We start from the raw sequence: 17,026 nt of genomic DNA, 5'->3' as shown, positions 1-17,026 counted from the left end.
TATTTTTTTTTCTTGTGTTTCAAGATGTTGAATGAAATATGGCAAAATAGCAGTTATTCTCATTGCGACACGCTTTTTATTGGCTTCTATTTTTATGTATCTTATTGCCAAATTTGACAACATAATTCATGAAATTTCCTTTTCTGACTTTGGTTCTTACGGTTTTGATTCAAGGCTGTGCCGGACAATCACATTTGATTGAAGATAAGCTGGAGATTGTGGTTACCGAAAATTTGCGGTATTATCTGTACTATCCTGATAACTATGAATCTAAAGATGATGAGAAGTTTCCTTTACTCCTATTTTTACATGGCGGTGGTGAGGCCGGGGTGGATAGTTTAGGTATTTTGAAAGAGAGTGGCCCTCCTAAACTTATTGCACAAGGCAAGCAATTTCCTTTTTTGATTCTGGCGCCACAGAATCCACATAAAAAGAAATGGTGGAATACGACGGCAGTGGTACAATTGCTCGATACTATTGTGCGAAATAATAGGGTGGACCAAAATAGAATTTACCTTACAGGTCTCAGCAGGGGGGGAGGCGCTGCTTGGGAACTTGCCGTGCAATACCCTGAGAAGTTTGCGGCAATGGCGGTAGTCTGTGGAATGGCTCCTTTACCGTATGCGAATTGGATCGATAAAAATATGCCCATATGGGTTTTTCATGGTGAAGAAGATAAATCAATACCGTTTTCAGAATCGGAAAATATGGTCGATAGATTGAAGGGAATGGGCTATGATGTCAAATTTACAAGATACCCTGGGGTAGGGCACAATTCATGGGTGAAGGCCTACAATACGGAAGAACTTTATGACTGGTTCGTTCAACAAGAACGTAAGAACTAAAGCTGGCAGTTCAGCGAGGTTTTATATTAAGCCTTTGCGCATTCTAAAACAACATATTTCCCTTCGTGGTCAGTGGTGAAAAAGAGATATGTTTCCCCGCCATCCTTAATTTTAAATTTAGTTCGAATCGATTTTACGCTTTCTGGAAAATTTCTAAGGGTAATATTGGCTTTTTCAATTTTCATGGCTCGAAGCTTTTTTTTGTTGTAGGGAACACTGGCGAGTATTTTAAAGCGCCTTCCCGGGAAGGAAACCAATTCGTTAGAAGTGTATAGATGCGTGTGTTCATGTAGCTTGAATAGGCTAAACGCATTTCCTGTTAATTTGAAAGCACCTGATTTTAGAATACTCACATTTGGTTCATACAAGTAGACCAAGGGCTGGGAGTAGTTCGAAACTGTCTTTTTTTCATTCCCCCATTTGAAATTGAAAATTTCATTTTTAGAATTCTTGAGGTTGATTGTTTTGATTGTTATTGTCTGGGAAAAGTCCTTTTTGAGCACCCAAAGTAATTCCTTGACCTCATTATTGACCGCGACCACATGAATTTCCTTGACAAAACGTAGTTCAGCAATGCCCGCCGATATATCGAGAAGCGGTGAAGTTTTTAGTAATACATTCTCTGTTTTACGAAAAAGTAGCTTTAAATGATCCACTACATTGGGTGAACAATCCGATAGCCTAAAAACTTTTCCTTTAAGGTCATTTCTGCGGGAGGGATCTACATAGACCCAATCAAAATGATGATTTTCTTCTTGTAGGAAATTTAGTCCGTCGTTTGAAATTATTTCAATGTTTTTTGCGTCAAGGATTTTGAAGTTATGGGCAACAATTTCTGAAAGACACGAATTCAATTCACAATGAAAAACAGTGTTGAATTTTTGACCGAAAAAGTAACTGTCTACTCCAAAACCTCCGGTAAGATCTACTAGTGACTTTCCCTCGGTTATTGTGGTTTTGTAACGGGCTGTCTCTTCCGAAGAAGTTTGTTCGATATTTAGTTTTTTGGGATAGTAGATTTGAGGGGTTTCAAACCAAAGCGGCAACTTGTGCTGGCATTTTTTTTTGGCTTCCAACTGTTCGGCAAGTTCTTTTTGGGAAACGCCAGCGAAAACAGGTTTTTTTAGTAATACTGACATGATGTCAGTATTGTAATTTTCATTTATAAAGTATTGTACACCAGTATTTAATATTTCTTTATTCAAAGTAAAACTATAAATTATGGGTCAGGGATTTTACAATTTTATTTTCTGCAAAAAACTCCTTTAAAATTACTTTGATGGCGGTGTAACCTGGTACCGCAACGATCATTCCGACGACACCAAAAAGGAGTCCGGCGATAATGATGATAAGAAAGATTTCAAGAGGGTGTGATTTAACACTATTAGAGAAAATTAAGGGTTGGGAAAAGAAATTATCGACCAACTGGCCGACAGCCAATCCGATTAAAACGTATCCTGTTTTAGGTAAGATTACGGTGCTAAAATCAAGGCCTAAGTTGCTAGTCATTGTGAGCACGATCATAATGACCCCGCCGATTATGGGGCCGACGTAAGGAATAATATTAAAGAGAGCACATAGGAAAGCTATTACAATGGCATTTTCTATTCCTACAATAACTAGGGTAATGGTGTAGATGACAAAAAGCACAAAGATTTGCAACAACAGCCCGACAAAATATCGTGATAAGAGATTGTTGATTTTATCAATTGATTTTACCGTACCCGTTTCTTTGTTTTTCGGGACAAAGGCTAAAATACCACGTTGAAAAAGTTTGCTGTCCTTTAAGAAAAAGAAGGAAATAAAAAGCACGGAGAACAGTCCGATACTTAAAGTACTCAAGGTGTTAAGGAAAGAGTTTAGGAAGTTGGGGATGAACCCGATGTTTAAACCCTGAAGAATATTCTTTTCGATATCCGATTCTTCGATAAGCTCGTTGACTACTTGTGGTGACGCACCCAGATACTCAGTAACCTCGGTGTATAGGGCATTCAAATTTTGCTGTAACGCATCAATATTCAAAAGGGAAAGGTTTTTGCCTTGTTCGGTTATTAGAGGAACGAACAGCGCTATGATGCCCCCGATCACACTAATCATCAATATCATGGTAATAATCACTGCCAGGGTATTTGGTAGCTTCATTTTCCTTCTTAGAAAAAAGACAATAGGTCGACCAATAAGTGCTATAACCGCAGCAAAGGCCAAGTAGGCCAACACCGATTGAATTTGGTATAAGAAATAGAGTAACAGGGCAATTGCAATCAAAATGCCTACGGCTCTTAAAATTCCTTGAGAGATGGCTTTTGAAGTCATAGGTTAGTTTTTAAATGCATAGGCTATTATGTTTGCTCCCATTTTCAGTGCTTTTTCACGTACCTCCGGTGGATCATTATGTACGGCTGGGTCTTCCCAACCATCACCCAAGTCACTTTCGAAAGTAAATAATAATACCAACCGATTCTCATTAAATATGCCAAGGGCTTGGGGGCGTTCCCCGTCGTGTTCGTGTATTTTGGGAAGGCCTTCCGGGAATTTATACGCTTCTGAAAAAATGGGGTGGTCGGCTCCTAATTCTTCCAATTCCTTGTTAGGAAATACTTTTGTCAATTCCTTCTGTAAATAGGGTTTCATGCCATAGTTGTCATCAATATGTAGAAATCCCCCCGATAATAGGTAATCCCTCAAATTGTCGGCCTCTTCTTGGGAAAAAACTACATTGCCGTGTCCGGTCATATGTAAAAATGGGTATTGAAAGATAGTAATATCGCCCACTTCGACTACCTCTGATTTTTCATCGAGCTCGGTACCGATATTTTCATTACAGAATTTTATGAGGTTTGGTAGTGCCGTAGGGTTGGAATACCAGTCACCTCCACCTTTATACTTAAGAATGGCGAGTTCTTGCCCATAAAGCCCGCCGGTAATTAAAATGAAAATCAAAAGAATATGGTACACAGGAAACCTCATAGTTGTTTGAACAAAATTAAACCGTATCAAATTTAAGCATTCTAAAGCTGAAATTTTTTTAATTCAGCCATTGTTAATGAGGGCTATCGTAGTGCAGGCCACAATAGCCGCTGTTTCGGTACGCAGTCGTGTTCTGCCAAGAGAAACGGGCACAAACCCCTTTTCACGTGCCATGGTTATCTCCCTTCGTGAAAAATCTCCTTCGGGGCCTATTAAAATTGTCAGATCTTTGTCAGGCGCTACGCAACGTTTTAGTTCAGTTCTTTCATCCTCTTCACAATGGGCGATAAATAAAAGACCGCTCCTACTTTGTTCTATAAAATCTTTGAAACTGACCGCTGGGTTTAATTTGGGAAGATAAGTCTGTAGGGATTGTTTCATCGCCGATAGCACTACTTTCTGTAACCGTTCGGGTTTAACAACCTTTCTTTCCGATTGTTCGCATATGATCGGTGTAATTTCGTTTATGCCTATTTCGGTAGCTTTTTCTAAGAACCATTCAAAGCGGTCATTCATTTTAGTTGGCGCGACGACCATGTGCAACCAATGCTTGCTGGGATGTTTTTTGTCATGAGAAATTACTTGAACTTTACATTTTTTTGGGTTTGAATCGACTATTTCCGCTTCAAAAAGATCACCCTCTCCATTAGTGATATGAAGTGTGTCACCTTCCTTTTTGCGGAGCACTTTTATAATATGTCTGCTTTCCTCTATGGGAAAGACCATTTGTGAAATACTATTATCTAAAGAAGCATTGTAAAATAGTTGCATGGGAACAAAGTGTATGTTTTTTTGATTTTCAATCAATTTTAAAAACAACCTACTTGACAGGATGTTATAAAAAAAATGAACCGAATCGTAATTTATGTGTACTATAGTACAAATCTAGGTAAAAAGTATAATCAGTAAAAAATCAATAAATGAAAAGAGTGGTTAGTAAAACAATAGGGGTAATGTCTCTGGTTCTAGGGGTAACAATGATGTCGTTTACAGTGTCGTCTGAAGATATAAAGGGGTGGTTTTTGGCAGGAAGTAGTCCGGAATCTTATGAAATCGGAAGAGAAAATGATGCGCAGCGTAACGGTACCGTAGGGTTTTTAAAATCATCAGATCGAAAGATTCCGCAGGGTAAATTTGGCACCATAATGCAGCAGTTTACGCCCAAGGATTATTTAGGCAAGAGAGTAAAACTGACGGGGTATATCAGGTCATCCAATGTGGAAAAATGGGCCGGTATGTGGATGCGCGTGGATGGCGACACAAAAAAGCACTTAGCTTTGATAATATGCAAGACAGACCTATAAAGGGGGCAATTGGCTGGAAAAAATACGAAATTATTCTTGATGTTCCTTCGGAAAGTAGTTTGATAGCTTATGGAGTTCTGGTCAATGGACCGGGGCAAGTGTGGTTAGATGATTTTGCGTTCGAAGTCATAGCAAAAGATTCGGAGACGACCAACAAGTCTAGAGGCATGCAATTGAGTAGCCCTACCAATACCGATTTCGAACAATAAACATGTAATTCAGAAGAAAATTAGCCTTGGCATATCATACCCCTCCTATCTATAGAAAACTTTCTGATGAAGAGCTTATGTCGTATGTTGCAAAGGGAAAGGAGAAGGCCTTTGCTGAGCTATATCGTAGATACGGTAAAAAAATGCTGTTTTTCTTTTATCAAAGATTATATCAAGACAAAGAGCGGGCCGAAGACTTTTCGCAAGATTTATTCTTAAAAATAATAGAGGATCCTACGGCATTCAATACCGATAGGAAGTTTTCGACCTAGATTTATGTAGTAGCCTATAATCAATGTAAAAACGAATATCGTAAAAATACCTTAGGGAGAATAAAAAGGGATAATTATGCTAAAGACAGCTCACGGCAAGTTATTATAAACCCCAGTTTTGAAAGGGACTTTGATTTTTATTCATTTTCAGAATGCCTTGAAAACGAATTGCAGAAAATGGATGATAAACACGGGCTTACGTTTGTTTTGCGGCATCAAGAAGGTCTTACGATAAAGGAAATAGGCGTGTTAATGCAATGTTCAGAAGGTACGGTCAAGTCTAGGCTGTTTTATGCGATTGAAAAACTTGCAAAGAAATTACGGCAATTTAAAGGTCGAATCGAAAATAGTTAAGAAGATAGATGGAAGAAAAATTAGAGAAATTGCTTTTGGAGAAAGCCTTCAAGGCTCTTTCGATAGAAGAGAAAGCTTATGTTTTGAGTGTTGTTTCTGAATCTGATTACAACGATTTCAGGGAGCTGCTAGGGGGTACTAAACTTTTGTTTGATGGCGACTATAAAGATGTAGCTCCTTCATATGAAACGGGGAAGGATTTACGCCGGCGTTACCGAAAAAAGTATCAAAGACATTTTTTGAAATCGTTTTTGCCTGATTTCCCCAGTTTAAGATTTGGTGGCGCATCGTTACCGATTTTTAAATATGCGGTATTCGGGATCATCTTTGTATTTGCGGGATTTTTATTCTTGAAGTCTGTCATCACCATGGACGAGGGCACTATCGCTATGGATGTAAGGCAAATACCAAATTTTGAGGAAATGAACCAATATATGTATTTAGATGAAACCTGTTTGAATGTGGAGATTATAGTGCCATAGTTTGGTATTCTGAACTTTTTGAATGTTTCAATACTCTAAATGTTTTAACATATCAATCAAACACCCCATTATAGTTACTGCCCATGTAGCTGCCCCATTTAGGTTGCTGCGCAACAGGAATATCGGTATCGATTCTATTGACCTGTAACCCGTCAAACGTAAAGGTTTGTTTTACGTTGGTGCCATGTATATAGATGATATCTAAAAAACCGTTATGGTCTAGGTCGCCCACCCAAGGTGTAGACGCTACGTTGTGTCCTTCATTATTCAGATTTAGTTTCGTCACCTTTTTTTTGGTAAATTCAATGACCGCCAGATCATTGTAAAAATATTTTAGGTTCAGGCTGTCAAATACCTGATAATTTATAGGCATTAAAACCTCGTCATGGCCGTCATTGTTGAGGTCTACGGCTACTGGTGAGCTCATCTGGTAAAAGCCCAACGAGTCTTGCAGCATTACATGACCGTTTTTTCCGTCGACCATAAATTGCTTAGACCAGTCAAGGTCAGGCCATTTTCCTTGGGCGTACGAAGTAAAAAAGTCTGGGATGTCGTCATCGATGAAATTACCGACGGCGATGGAACTATAGGCTTCGGTATTAGGCATGTTTACACTCCAAATCAGCTTGTAGGTATCTCCGTCAAAAGCCATTAAACGACCGTCGGCAGCATTGGCGACGATGTCATGAATGCCGTCTCGCGTAATATCAACCCAAACGGCAGGGCCCACAAAACCATTGGTTTTACTTGAGCACAGCATGATGGAACGGGAAAGATCGCCCGATTTTATTTCGGCAATTGAGGTCACATAAAGATTGCCTCCGATGGTTTCGCCACCCGTACCGAAAATCACTGTTTTGTTCGTCTGTATAGTATCTGGCAAGATTGACACCGACATATAGGTTTCTTTGCCATCGGGCATGGCCGCCCTTTGTATTACGGTCCCATCTCTACTGTTTAAAATAGCTAAATATCCAACGGGTCGGTTTGGGTCATATGCTTCAACCTGTACATTGCCCCCGTTCGAAACCAAAATATCTTGCTGCCCATCATTGTTTTGATCGGGTATAAATTGGGGGTTGTAAAAATTAAACCACTCGTTTTCTTGGTCTTTGGGTTTTTTAAATCGCCAGAGTACCTTACCTGACTTTCCGTCGATGGCCATAAATTCTACTGATCGCCCCCCGATGAACACATCCAATATGGTGTCACCATTGATATCAAGTAGTGCTGCCGATCCAAAAATTTGATCTTTTGCCGAAACGTGCCACAGCATATCGCCATTTTTACCATTGATCGCTATAACCGCCGAATCACTAGCTTGTAGTTCTACGCTGCCTGCTCCTAAAATAATATCACCGATACCGTCGGCATTCAGGTCGGCAATACGCGGGGAAGAAAAGGATCCAATATTCGGAATTTCTTTTAACCATGACTGTTGGGCATGGCTGAAATATAAACAGAAAAATAAGGTCAGAATGGTTATTTGAACTGGATATTTAGAATAGCTCATTTGTTGGGAAATACACCGTAAATTTACAACTTATTTTTGGCGTGTTCCAGTCCTAGTTCAATCCAATGTTGAAGTTGTTCTTCGGAAATCATTCCTTTTTCGGAGACATACACGAATTCCTTCATGGGGCGCTTAGTAAAATCCATAGGCCGTACATGGTCCAATTGTAAGACATTATTCATTTTTGTGCTTATCACCCGAACCATAAGGTCTGTTTTTACGACTCCGACGGTCATTTTGCCCTTATAGAGGTAGGCGAGACCACCGAACATTTTCTTTTCATTAAAATGTTCTTGCTCCTCAAGAGGAAAAGACTGTAAGGCCGCTCGTATTCTCTTTGCTAATTCTTGATCGAACGCCATCTTCCTTTATTCATTTTTCGCAGATTACATAGAGTACCCCTTTGCTGCCATTCGGTACAATTTCGGAACCTTTGTTAGCTTCGATAATAGTATACCCAATAGCTTTTAATTGATTAATTATATCTGCTTTTTTTACCCAATAAATACTCGGTTGGTCTTTGTTCAATAGTTTCCAGTTGAATTGGGTGTTATTAAGTTTTAACCAAGGCAGATGATATTTAGAAACCTCTTCGCCACGCAGTTTTCTTAAAAAATTGGCGCAGATACTGAGAAGCGGGTTGTAGCTTTTCGAGTCAAAATCTAAAAAAGTAAATATGGTTAAGCTTCCTGTATTGGCAATGCGATAGGCCTCTTCTAGAGATTTGTGAAATAATTCTTTGGGTACGAAGCACAGTACCTGCTGTGCATAAACTAAATAATCGAATGTTTCATCTTCGAACATTTTCAGGTCTGATGCATCCGCAGCGATAAACTTAATGTTAGATGCTCTTTTTGTTGCCTCTTTTTGGGCATAATCCATCATTTCTTCGACAATGTCAAAACCCGTAATATCTTTAAAACCAAATTCTTCAATATAAAAAGTAAGTCTTCCTCCGCCGGCGCCTGCCTCGATAACTTTTTTATCGGTATTGGTCAAGTATTTTTTTAGCACGGCTTTTTCCGCAGGAGAAATATTCTTCCGGTATATGGTGCTATCTATCATGTGTTCTGAATAGAGCTCTTTGTTTCGATTTTTAGAAGTATTATCCATAAATAGTACAATTATCTCATTTCGAATTTAATAAATAAAATGGATTTATGGAACCTCAAAAAATAGGCATCCAGACCGAAATCCACAAAAATTACTAACGCTCAATCAATGCGATTAGTCTTTATGTACATTAGATTTTTGGCTTTGATGCAGCCGATGTGGCTTAAGACTCTTGTATTGAGTATCTGGCCTTGGCCGATATGTCTTGTTGGGTAAAGCTCCCCTTTTTATATTTTAAATACCCAACTATACCTATCATTGCGGCATTATCGGTGCAATATTCGAATTTGGGTATATAGGTAGTCCACCCTTCTTTTTTTTCAGCGATTTTTAAGGCGCTGCGAATACCGGAGTTGGCGGAAACCCCGCCGCCTATGGCAACTTGGTTAATACCCGTTATTTTAACCGCTTTTTTTAATTTATCCATTAAAATCTTAACAATAGTATATTGTATAGATGCACAAATATCGTTTCGATTTTCTTGAATAAAATTAGGATTGTTTTTCGTTTCACGCTGAACAAAGTAGAGAATGCTTGTTTTCAGTCCACTAAAACTGAAATTAAGGTCTGCCACTTTCGGTTTGGGAAAAATAAAAGCCTTCGGGTTGCCCAACTGCGCATATTTGTCAAGTAAAGGTCCGCCGGGATAGGGAAGCCCTAATATTTTAGCACTCTTATCAAAGGCTTCGCCAACGGCGTCGTCTAAAGTTTGTCCCAATACCTCCATCTTAAAATAGTCTTTGACCAAGACAATCTGCGTGTGGCCGCCGCTGATGGTCATTGCCAAAAAGGGGAAAACAGGTCGATTGGGAGTGCTTTCGTCATTAATAAAGTGGGCCAGAATATGCGCTTGCATATGATTCACCTCGATTAAGGGAATTTCTAAACCCAAGGCAAGTGATTTCGAAAACGAAGTGCCAACGAGCAAAGAACCCATTAGTCCTGGTCCGCGTGTAAATGCTATGGCTGATAATTGTTTTTTGTCGATATTTGCCTTTAATAATGCTTGGTGTACAACAGGAACAATATTTTGCTGATGTGCTCTTGAGGCAAGTTCGGGTACGACACCCCCGTACTCCTCATGAATTTTTTGAGTGGCAACAACATTGCTTAGTGTTTTATCATTGCTTAAAACGGCAGCGGAGGTGTCATCACAAGATGATTCAATTGCAAGAATATAAATAGTTTTATTTTCCACAAGGTTTGGAATAAAAATTGGTACACAAAGGTAAAACATAAAGCCCTATCAAAAAACTTAGAAAAATACTGATCAGAACACTGCTGGTGTTTCTGTTGATATGTGTTTTGGGCACGATTATACTATCCTTGCCGGTGGTACAGACCGGTTTTGCAACGTATGCAACCAATTCGATCAATAAAAAATTCCAAACAAATATCAATATTGATAAGCTTAGGATTTCACTGATCTCATGGGATACGTCTTTAGAAGGAATTTATATTAGAGACTATAAAAAAGATACACTTTTCTATGTCGATGAACTCGTTACTTCGGTTATGAGTATGCGTAATTTACTTCAAGGTAAGTTGCAATTCGGAGACATTAGCATTAATAAACTTAACTTCAAGCTTAGAACGTACCAAGACGACAAGAATACGAATCTAGAGGTCTTTATAGATAAATTAGATGATGGAAAGCCTAGAAAGCCAGGTACTGATCCTTTCTTTTTCTCTTCCTCCGACGTTGAAATTGCCAATAGTACTTTTGTGCTGATCGATGAAAATTTTGAACACAGTAGAATTTTAGATTTTGAAAGTTTGAATATTTCAGCCAAAGATTTTCAGATCTTGGGTCCCGAGGTAACCACTGATATTCAAGATATGTCGTTCAATAGTAATCGGGGTATTGTGGTCAATAGGTTGGCAACGAATTTTAAATACACCAAGCAGATGATGCGTTTTGATTCGTTGAATATTAAAACGGCGGAATCTAATATTAAGGGAGGTCTGGTCTTTAATTACGAGCGAAAAGATTTTGCAGACTTTGTGAACAAGGTCAAACTGAATGCCGAGTTTAATGAATCGACTATTGCTTTAGATGAAATAAATCTCCTATACAACCAATTCGGAAAAGGAAAAGTAGTGAATTTTTCTTCCAAGGTAAGCGGAGTTTTGAACGACTTTGTCGGCGAGAACCTTTTTTTACAATCTGATAATACCGGTATCAGAGGTGACTTCAATTTTAAAAACCTTTTCAACAAGCAAAAGTCTTTTGTGATGGATGCCCAAATGAAAAATGTTACCTCGAGTTACTATCAATTACGTTCTTTGATGCCCAATATTTTGGGAGAGTCGTTTCCATCATCATTTCAGAAGTTTGGTCAGTTTACGATAAGGGGCGATGCAATCATTAGTGAAACATCGATTGATGCCAAAGTCAATTTGAATACGGCCATAGGTAGCAGCTATGCCGATCTTAAACTAACAGATATTGATAATATCGACAATGCAACTTATCAGGGTTTTGTTTCTTTGATCGATTTTGATCTGGGGGAGTTTGTTGACAATAACAAGTTGGGCACCGCTAATTTAGATTTTAATGTTGAGGGCAAAGGTTTTGTCCAAGACATGAATACCGAAGTTATAGGGCAGGTTTATTCCGTTAATTTCAATAATTATAAATACAAAAACATCAAAGTATCTGGGATTTTAAAAGACCAGCTTTTTGATGGCTTACTGGTTAGTACCGATGAAAACCTGAGATTTAGCTTTAAAGGACTTGCCGATTTTTCCGATAGACGTAATGACTTCAATTTTATAGCATCGGTCGACTACGCTGATTTACGGAAGCTTAATTTTATTAATGATAGTATTTCCATATTTAAGGGTGACTTGGCCATGGATGTCACTGGTAATACCTTAGATAATCTGGTAGGGGATATAAAGTTCACCAAAACCAATTTTCAAAATAAGAATGATACCTATTATTTTGAGGATTTTAAAATTAGTTCATCTTTTCAAAACGATTCCGTTCGTATTATAGATATCAATTCACCCGACATTATTACGGGGTATTTGAAGGGTAATTTTAGAGTTAGGGAGTTGGGTAAATTGTTACAGAATTCTGTGGGTAGTATTTATACGAACTATAGACCCTTTGTGATTTCAAGTGGTCAAACCCTGTCGTTCAACTTCAAAATATATAATAAGATAGTTGATGTCTTTTTTCCTGAGGTCGCATTTGATCCCAATACTTTTATTAAAGGGAATATTATTGCAGACGAAGGTGATTTTAAGTTGAACTTTAGATCGCCGAGAATTGCGGCATATGGCAATGAGGCAGATAGTATTGAGTTGAAAATAGATAATAAGAACCCCTTGTTTAATACCTACGTGTCTGTTGGCGACCTCTCGAATAAATACTATGATGTAAAAGACTTTAACCTGATTAATACCACATTAAAAGATACGTTGTTTTTCAGAACTGAATTTAAAGGGGGCAGTGACTTTAACGATTCTTACAACCTTAACTTTTACCATACATTCAATAAAAAGAACAAATCCGTCATAGGTCTTAAAACTTCTGATGTCAGTTTTAAAGGGAACAAGTGGATCTTGAACAAGAATGGTGACAGTTTGAATAAGGTTATAGTAAACAGAACTTTAGATAGTATCAATATTCAAGAAATTGTGATGAACAATAGCCAGGAAGAACAAATTCGTTTAAAAGGTCAGTTGGCCGATTCTACGTTTAAAGACCTTGAGCTACAGTTCAAAATAGTTTCCTTAGACAAGATAACACCGGCCATAGATAGTTTAAAGCTGCAAGGAGAGGTGAACGGAACTTTGAATGTTCTGCAAAGGGATAATATTTATTTACCGTCTTCAAATCTGGCCATTGCAGATTTTTCTATCAATGGAATGCGATTAGGCGACCTGAATATTGGTATAGTAGGTAATAGGGATTTGACCGATTTTACCGTGAATTCTAGAATAACCGATGAGGGAGTTGAAAATTTTGGCGTAGTAGGTAATATTATTAATGAGGGAGATATCCCTGAAGCGAATCTTTTGATCAATTTCCGAGATTTTAAACTACAGCCATTTGCCCCTTTAGGTGACGGTGTTATTGGTAATATTAGGGGTGATTTAAATGGAAGCACCCGAATAACAGGTCCGGTTAATAATCCAGAAATGAACGGATTGTTGAATCTGAGCCATGCTGGCATCGGTATTCCTTATTTGAATGTAGACTATGACTTCGCCTCCAACTCTAAAGTAAGATTGTATGAGCAAACTTTTGATTTTGAAAATATTGCACTGACCGATGTCGAAGAGAAAACCAAGGCTACCCTCGATGGTACAATAAAGCATAAATTTTTTAAAGATTGGGTGCTAGACCTTGATGTTGATACCAAGGGGGATAGGTTGCTGATTTTGAATACCGATTTTGAGGAGGAAGTATTGTATTATGGCACTGGTTTTGTAAATGGCAAAGGGCGAATTTTTGGCTCGACCAAGGCGCTTACCATAGCCTTTGATGGCGAAACGGCCAAAGGGAGTTCACTGAAGATCCCGCTCAGCGATGTTACTTCGGTCGGTGATTATTCCTTTATCAATTTTATTCAGAAGAATGAGGCGGTAACCATAGAGGATCAGCGGGTATTAAATGAATTTCAAGGATTAGAGCTTGAATTCGATTTGGCCGTTACGCCCGATGCCGAGGTAGAGATTGTTACAGACCCAAAAACAGGTAGTTCTTTAAAAGGAACGGGTGAAGGGCTGCTGCTAATTCGTATAAATACGCGCGGAAAATTTGAAATGTATGGTGATTTTGTTGTGGTTACTGGCGAGTTCAATTACAAGTTTGGCGGGGTAATCAATAAGACTTTTAGTGTCAAGCCAGGAGGGACAATTAACTGGGAGAATGATCCGCTAAAAGCACAACTTAATATGGAAGCGGTTTACGCCCTGAACGCGAACCCGGCACCTTTATTGGAGAACTCAAGTACACGACGCATACCTACCGAGGTGGTCATAAAATTAACTGATGATTTAGAGAGCCCCGATATTCAGTTTGGCATAGATTTTCCAGGCACTAATTCCATTGTACAGTCAGAATTGGAATATCGCCTTCAAGATCCAACTGTTGAAGAAAGAAATGCTCTTTTTCTTTTGGCCCAAGGTTCTTTTGTCGGTGGTCAAAGTGGCATTAATCAGCAGGCGGTGACGGGCAATCTTTTACAATCCGCTTCCGGACTTTTGAACCAAGTATTGGGTGGTAGCAATGATAAGTTTAACTTGGGTCTTTCGTATGAACAGGGGATTCTTGATCGAAATGCCGATGTTCAGACGGAGAATAGAATAGGGGTTACTGTATCTACTCGAATTAGTGATCGAATTTTGTTCAATGGTAGGGTAGGGGTGCCAGTCGGAGGGGCCAGCGAAACTGTGGTCGCCGGCGATTTTGAATTGGAGCTTTTGTTGAATGAGGAAGGGACTTTGAGTGCGAAATTCTTCAATAGGGAAAGTGAGATTCAGGCATTTTTGGCAGAGCGTCAGGGGTACACTCAAGGCGCTGGGTTGTCTTACGAAGTCGACTTTAATACTTTTAGAGAACTCTTCCGCAAAATATTAAGTAAAAACAAGAACAAATCGCCGAAAAAAGATTTACCCAAAGCCCAGGCCGTGCCTAGTTCAGTAATGGGGAAAGATAGCCTTTTGAGGTTTTATGCGAAATCTAACGGAATAAAATAATTATTGCACAGAGGCTTCTTAAAATGCTTAAAAACCAACATACCTTCCCGATAATTTATCAACGAAAACGTTTGATACGATTTTATCGTGCATAAACACGTAAAATAAGGACTTCAACAATTTCTTATTTGGTAGAAGTTTGTTAATTTTGCTAGCTTAAAATTTTTGATGACTTCAAGCATAAAAAAGATTGGTGTTTTTACTTCAGGTGGTGACTCTCCTGGAATGAATGCCGCGATTCGGTCCGTAGTTCGCACATGTGCCTATATGAATGTCGAATGTGTTGGTATCTACAGGGGATATGAGGGAATGATGGAAGGCGACTTCAAGGTTATGGACGCACGAAGCGTTAATAATATCATTAATAAAGGAGGAACGATTCTTAAATCTGCCAGATGTACAGAATTTAGAACTCCGGAAGGACGCAAAATAGCCCATGATAAATTACTGGAAGCAGGAATTGATGCTTTTGTTGTAATCGGGGGAGATGGTAGTTTTACCGGTGCTATGATTTTTAATCAAGAGTATGATTTTCCTGTGATCGGTATACCGGGAACAATCGATAACGATATCTTCGGAACTACCTATACACTTGGTTTTGACACGGCACTGAATACGGTAGTCGATGCCATTGATAAAATTAGGGACACCGCCAGTTCGCACAATAGATTGTTCTTTGTCGAGGTCATGGGCCGCGATGTTGGTCACATAGCCTTGAATGCCGGTGTAGGAGCTGGTGCGGAAGAGATTTTGATCCCTGAAGAGAATTTAGGTCTTGACCGACTTTTAGAATCGTTAAAACGCAGTAAGAAATCGGGTAAATCTTCAAGTATTGTCATTGTTGCCGAGGGTGACAAAACAGGAAAGAATGTTTTTGAACTCAAAGAATACGTCGAAGAGCATTTACCTATCTATGATGTACGGGTCTCTGTACTGGGGCATATGCAAAGAGGAGGGTCTCCTTCATGTTATGATCGTGTTTTGGCAAGTCGAATGGGAGTTAAGGCCGTAGAAGCGTTACTGGAAGGTAAAACAAATCTGATGGTTGGAATACAAGATAACAAATTGATTCTAACTCCTATTAATAAGGCAATTAAAGGGCATACAAAAATAGATAAGGAACTCATGCGGGTTTCAGAAATAATGACAACATAATTAATCAATAAAAAAGAGAAATAATGTCAAATTTAAAAATAGGAATTAACGGTTTTGGTAGAATAGGAAGATTGGTTTTCAGAACTACCGTAAAGCGGGGCGACATTGATGTTGTTGCTATAAATGATTTGTTGGATGTTGAGCATCTAGCTTATTTGTTGAAGTATGATTCAGTTCATGGAAAGTTCGATGGTACTGTTGATGTTAAGGATGGCCACCTTGTTGTAAACGGCAAGACAGTTAGAATTACTGCCGAACGTGATCCAAAGAGTATTAAATGGGATGCGGTAGGTGCTGAAATCGTTGCTGAATGTACCGGTATTTTTACTACTTTGGAGACTGCACAATACCATATCGACGGTGGTGCTAAAAAAGTGGTGATTTCTGCCCCTTCCAAAGATGCTCCGATGTTCGTAATGGGTGTGAACCATAAAGAGGTTAAAGCTTCCGATACTATTGTATCAAATGCATCATGTACGACCAATTGCTTGGCTCCAATGGCTAAGGTGTTGAATGATAATTTTGGCATTGAAGAAGCATTAATGACTACCGTGCATGCTACAACAGCAACGCAAATGACCGTTGACGGACCTTCCAAAAAAGACTGGAGAGGTGGTCGTAGTGCCATGTTGAATATTATTCCAGCCTCTACAGGTGCTGCGGTTGCGGTAACCAAGGTTATTCCTGAATTAAAAGGAAAATTGACGGGTATGGCTTTTAGAGTACCTACAGCTGATGTTTCCGTTGTCGATTTGACCGTTAAATTGGAAAAGGGGACTTCTTACGAAGAAGTAAAGAAAGCTTTCAAAGATGCTTCTGAAGGCGACTTGAAAGGTATTCTCGGGTACACCGAAGAAGCTCTTGTTTCTCAAGATTTCGTTAGTGATGCAAGAACAAGTATTTTCGATGCAGGGGCAGGTATTGAATTGAACTCTAAGTTTTTCAAATTGATTTGCTGGTATGATAACGAAGCCGGATTCTCTAACAAATTGGTCGATTTGACCCAGCACGTTGCAAGTTTGTAAGTAGATTTAATTCTTCTAATCTTATTTTATTAATAGAATTTCCTGAAAGTGAAATATTGACCTTTCGCTTTC

17 protein-coding genes are annotated in these 17,026 nt (G+C 38.9%); 9 read left to right on the top strand and 8 right to left on the bottom strand.

What is annotated here, in order from left to right:
* Positions 1-128: 128 nt before the first annotated feature.
* Positions 129-845 carry a PHB depolymerase family esterase gene (locus AACZ88_RS10570; RefSeq protein ID WP_339709684.1) on the top strand — a complete coding sequence of 239 codons (717 nt, stop codon included), beginning with the start codon at positions 129-131 and terminating at the stop codon, positions 843-845.
* Positions 846-871: 26 nt separating this feature from the next.
* On the opposite strand, the gene AACZ88_RS10565 is transcribed toward AACZ88_RS10570, so the two are convergent.
* The 4 genes from AACZ88_RS10565 to AACZ88_RS10550 form a co-directional block, all read right to left on the bottom strand.
* Positions 872-1,984, bottom strand: a complete 1,113-nt coding sequence (locus AACZ88_RS10565) for a class I SAM-dependent methyltransferase (RefSeq protein WP_339709681.1) — start codon at positions 1,982-1,984, stop codon at positions 872-874.
* 73 nt (positions 1,985-2,057) lie between these two features.
* Positions 2,058-3,158, bottom strand: coding sequence for an AI-2E family transporter (locus AACZ88_RS10560; RefSeq protein ID WP_339709678.1), 1,101 nt, complete (start codon positions 3,156-3,158; stop codon positions 2,058-2,060).
* Between the two features lie 3 nt (positions 3,159-3,161).
* Positions 3,162-3,812: a DUF4159 domain-containing protein gene (locus AACZ88_RS10555; RefSeq protein ID WP_339709675.1), complete on the bottom strand. Its 651-nt coding sequence runs from the start codon at positions 3,810-3,812 to the stop codon at positions 3,162-3,164.
* A gap of 63 nt (positions 3,813-3,875) precedes the next feature.
* Entirely contained in the window at positions 3,876-4,583 is a 708-nt protein-coding gene (locus AACZ88_RS10550) for a 16S rRNA (uracil(1498)-N(3))-methyltransferase (RefSeq protein ID WP_339709672.1), read from the bottom strand.
* A gap of 149 nt (positions 4,584-4,732) precedes the next feature.
* Here AACZ88_RS10550 and AACZ88_RS10545 point away from each other — a divergent pair, with 149 nt between their 5' ends.
* Genes AACZ88_RS10545 through AACZ88_RS10525 form a run of 5 tightly spaced genes read left to right on the top strand, consistent with a single transcriptional unit; the run spans position 4,733 to position 6,433 of the window.
* Positions 4,733-5,116: a hypothetical protein gene (locus tag AACZ88_RS10545; RefSeq protein WP_339709669.1), complete on the top strand. Its 384-nt coding sequence runs from the start codon at positions 4,733-4,735 to the stop codon at positions 5,114-5,116.
* Positions 5,098-5,325 carry a hypothetical protein gene (locus tag AACZ88_RS10540; RefSeq protein WP_339709666.1) on the top strand — a complete coding sequence of 76 codons (228 nt, stop codon included), beginning with the start codon at positions 5,098-5,100 and terminating at the stop codon, positions 5,323-5,325. Before AACZ88_RS10545 ends, AACZ88_RS10540 begins: the two co-directional genes overlap by 19 nt.
* A 26-nt stretch (positions 5,326-5,351) precedes the next feature.
* Complete coding sequence (locus tag AACZ88_RS10535) at positions 5,352-5,597, top strand: hypothetical protein (RefSeq protein ID WP_339709663.1); 246 nt, start codon at positions 5,352-5,354, stop codon at positions 5,595-5,597.
* Complete coding sequence (locus tag AACZ88_RS10530) at positions 5,598-5,951, top strand: sigma-70 family RNA polymerase sigma factor (RefSeq protein WP_339710654.1); 354 nt, start codon at positions 5,598-5,600, stop codon at positions 5,949-5,951.
* A gap of 8 nt (positions 5,952-5,959) precedes the next feature.
* Positions 5,960-6,433: a hypothetical protein gene (locus AACZ88_RS10525; protein ID WP_339709661.1), complete on the top strand. Its 474-nt coding sequence runs from the start codon at positions 5,960-5,962 to the stop codon at positions 6,431-6,433.
* Between the two features lie 52 nt (positions 6,434-6,485).
* On the opposite strand, the gene AACZ88_RS10520 is transcribed toward AACZ88_RS10525, so the two are convergent.
* From AACZ88_RS10520 to tsaD, 4 genes are all read right to left on the bottom strand, one after another.
* Positions 6,486-7,946 (bottom strand): PQQ-binding-like beta-propeller repeat protein, encoded by a 1,461-nt coding sequence (locus AACZ88_RS10520; RefSeq protein WP_339709659.1) that lies wholly within the window; start codon positions 7,944-7,946, stop codon positions 6,486-6,488.
* A 23-nt stretch (positions 7,947-7,969) separates the two neighbouring features.
* The gene (locus tag AACZ88_RS10515) at positions 7,970-8,308 is read right to left on the bottom strand and encodes a TfoX/Sxy family protein (RefSeq protein ID WP_339709657.1); all 339 of its coding nucleotides are present in this window, start codon (positions 8,306-8,308) and stop codon (positions 7,970-7,972) included.
* Between the two features lie 10 nt (positions 8,309-8,318).
* The gene (locus AACZ88_RS10510; protein WP_339709655.1) at positions 8,319-9,059 is read right to left on the bottom strand and encodes a class I SAM-dependent methyltransferase; all 741 of its coding nucleotides are present in this window, start codon (positions 9,057-9,059) and stop codon (positions 8,319-8,321) included.
* Between the two features lie 163 nt (positions 9,060-9,222).
* On the bottom strand, positions 9,223-10,257 hold the full coding sequence (tsaD, locus tag AACZ88_RS10505) for a tRNA (adenosine(37)-N6)-threonylcarbamoyltransferase complex transferase subunit TsaD (protein WP_339709652.1): 1,035 nt from the start codon (positions 10,255-10,257) through the stop codon (positions 9,223-9,225).
* Between the two features lie 86 nt (positions 10,258-10,343).
* Here tsaD and AACZ88_RS10500 point away from each other — a divergent pair, with 86 nt between their 5' ends.
* From AACZ88_RS10500 to gap, 3 genes are all read left to right on the top strand, one after another.
* Positions 10,344-14,774, top strand: coding sequence for a translocation/assembly module TamB domain-containing protein (locus AACZ88_RS10500; protein ID WP_339709649.1), 4,431 nt, complete (start codon positions 10,344-10,346; stop codon positions 14,772-14,774).
* A 168-nt stretch (positions 14,775-14,942) separates the two neighbouring features.
* Positions 14,943-15,929, top strand: coding sequence for a 6-phosphofructokinase (gene pfkA, locus AACZ88_RS10495; RefSeq protein WP_339709645.1), 987 nt, complete (start codon positions 14,943-14,945; stop codon positions 15,927-15,929).
* Between the two features lie 23 nt (positions 15,930-15,952).
* Positions 15,953-16,954: a type I glyceraldehyde-3-phosphate dehydrogenase gene (gene gap, locus AACZ88_RS10490; RefSeq protein ID WP_339709642.1), complete on the top strand. Its 1,002-nt coding sequence runs from the start codon at positions 15,953-15,955 to the stop codon at positions 16,952-16,954.
* Positions 16,955-17,026 lie beyond the last annotated feature (72 nt).

The organism is uncultured Kriegella sp., from assembly GCF_963975415.1.
GTDB lineage: Bacteria > Bacteroidota > Bacteroidia > Flavobacteriales > Flavobacteriaceae > Kriegella.
The sequence above is the reverse complement of the archived record's forward strand: the minus strand, read 5'-3'. Positions and strand labels throughout refer to the sequence as shown.

Coding starts and splice junctions, on each gene's coding strand:
- AACZ88_RS10550 (WP_339709672.1), bottom strand. CDS start 4,583: ATGCAACTATTTTACAATGCTTCTTTAGATAATAGTATTTCACAAATG.
- AACZ88_RS10545 (WP_339709669.1), top strand. CDS start 4,733: ATGAAAAGAGTGGTTAGTAAAACAATAGGGGTAATGTCTCTGGTTCTA.
- AACZ88_RS10520 (WP_339709659.1), bottom strand. CDS start 7,946: ATGAGCTATTCTAAATATCCAGTTCAAATAACCATTCTGACCTTATTT.
- AACZ88_RS10515 (WP_339709657.1), bottom strand. CDS start 8,308: ATGGCGTTCGATCAAGAATTAGCAAAGAGAATACGAGCGGCCTTACAG.
- AACZ88_RS10555 (WP_339709675.1), bottom strand. CDS start 3,812: ATGAGGTTTCCTGTGTACCATATTCTTTTGATTTTCATTTTAATTACC.
- AACZ88_RS10525 (WP_339709661.1), top strand. CDS start 5,960: ATGGAAGAAAAATTAGAGAAATTGCTTTTGGAGAAAGCCTTCAAGGCT.
- gap (WP_339709642.1), top strand. CDS start 15,953: ATGTCAAATTTAAAAATAGGAATTAACGGTTTTGGTAGAATAGGAAGA.
- AACZ88_RS10570 (WP_339709684.1), top strand. CDS start 129: ATGAAATTTCCTTTTCTGACTTTGGTTCTTACGGTTTTGATTCAAGGC.
- AACZ88_RS10540 (WP_339709666.1), top strand. CDS start 5,098: ATGCAAGACAGACCTATAAAGGGGGCAATTGGCTGGAAAAAATACGAA.
- AACZ88_RS10560 (WP_339709678.1), bottom strand. CDS start 3,158: ATGACTTCAAAAGCCATCTCTCAAGGAATTTTAAGAGCCGTAGGCATT.
- pfkA (WP_339709645.1), top strand. CDS start 14,943: ATGACTTCAAGCATAAAAAAGATTGGTGTTTTTACTTCAGGTGGTGAC.
- AACZ88_RS10565 (WP_339709681.1), bottom strand. CDS start 1,984: ATGTCAGTATTACTAAAAAAACCTGTTTTCGCTGGCGTTTCCCAAAAA.
- AACZ88_RS10510 (WP_339709655.1), bottom strand. CDS start 9,059: ATGGATAATACTTCTAAAAATCGAAACAAAGAGCTCTATTCAGAACAC.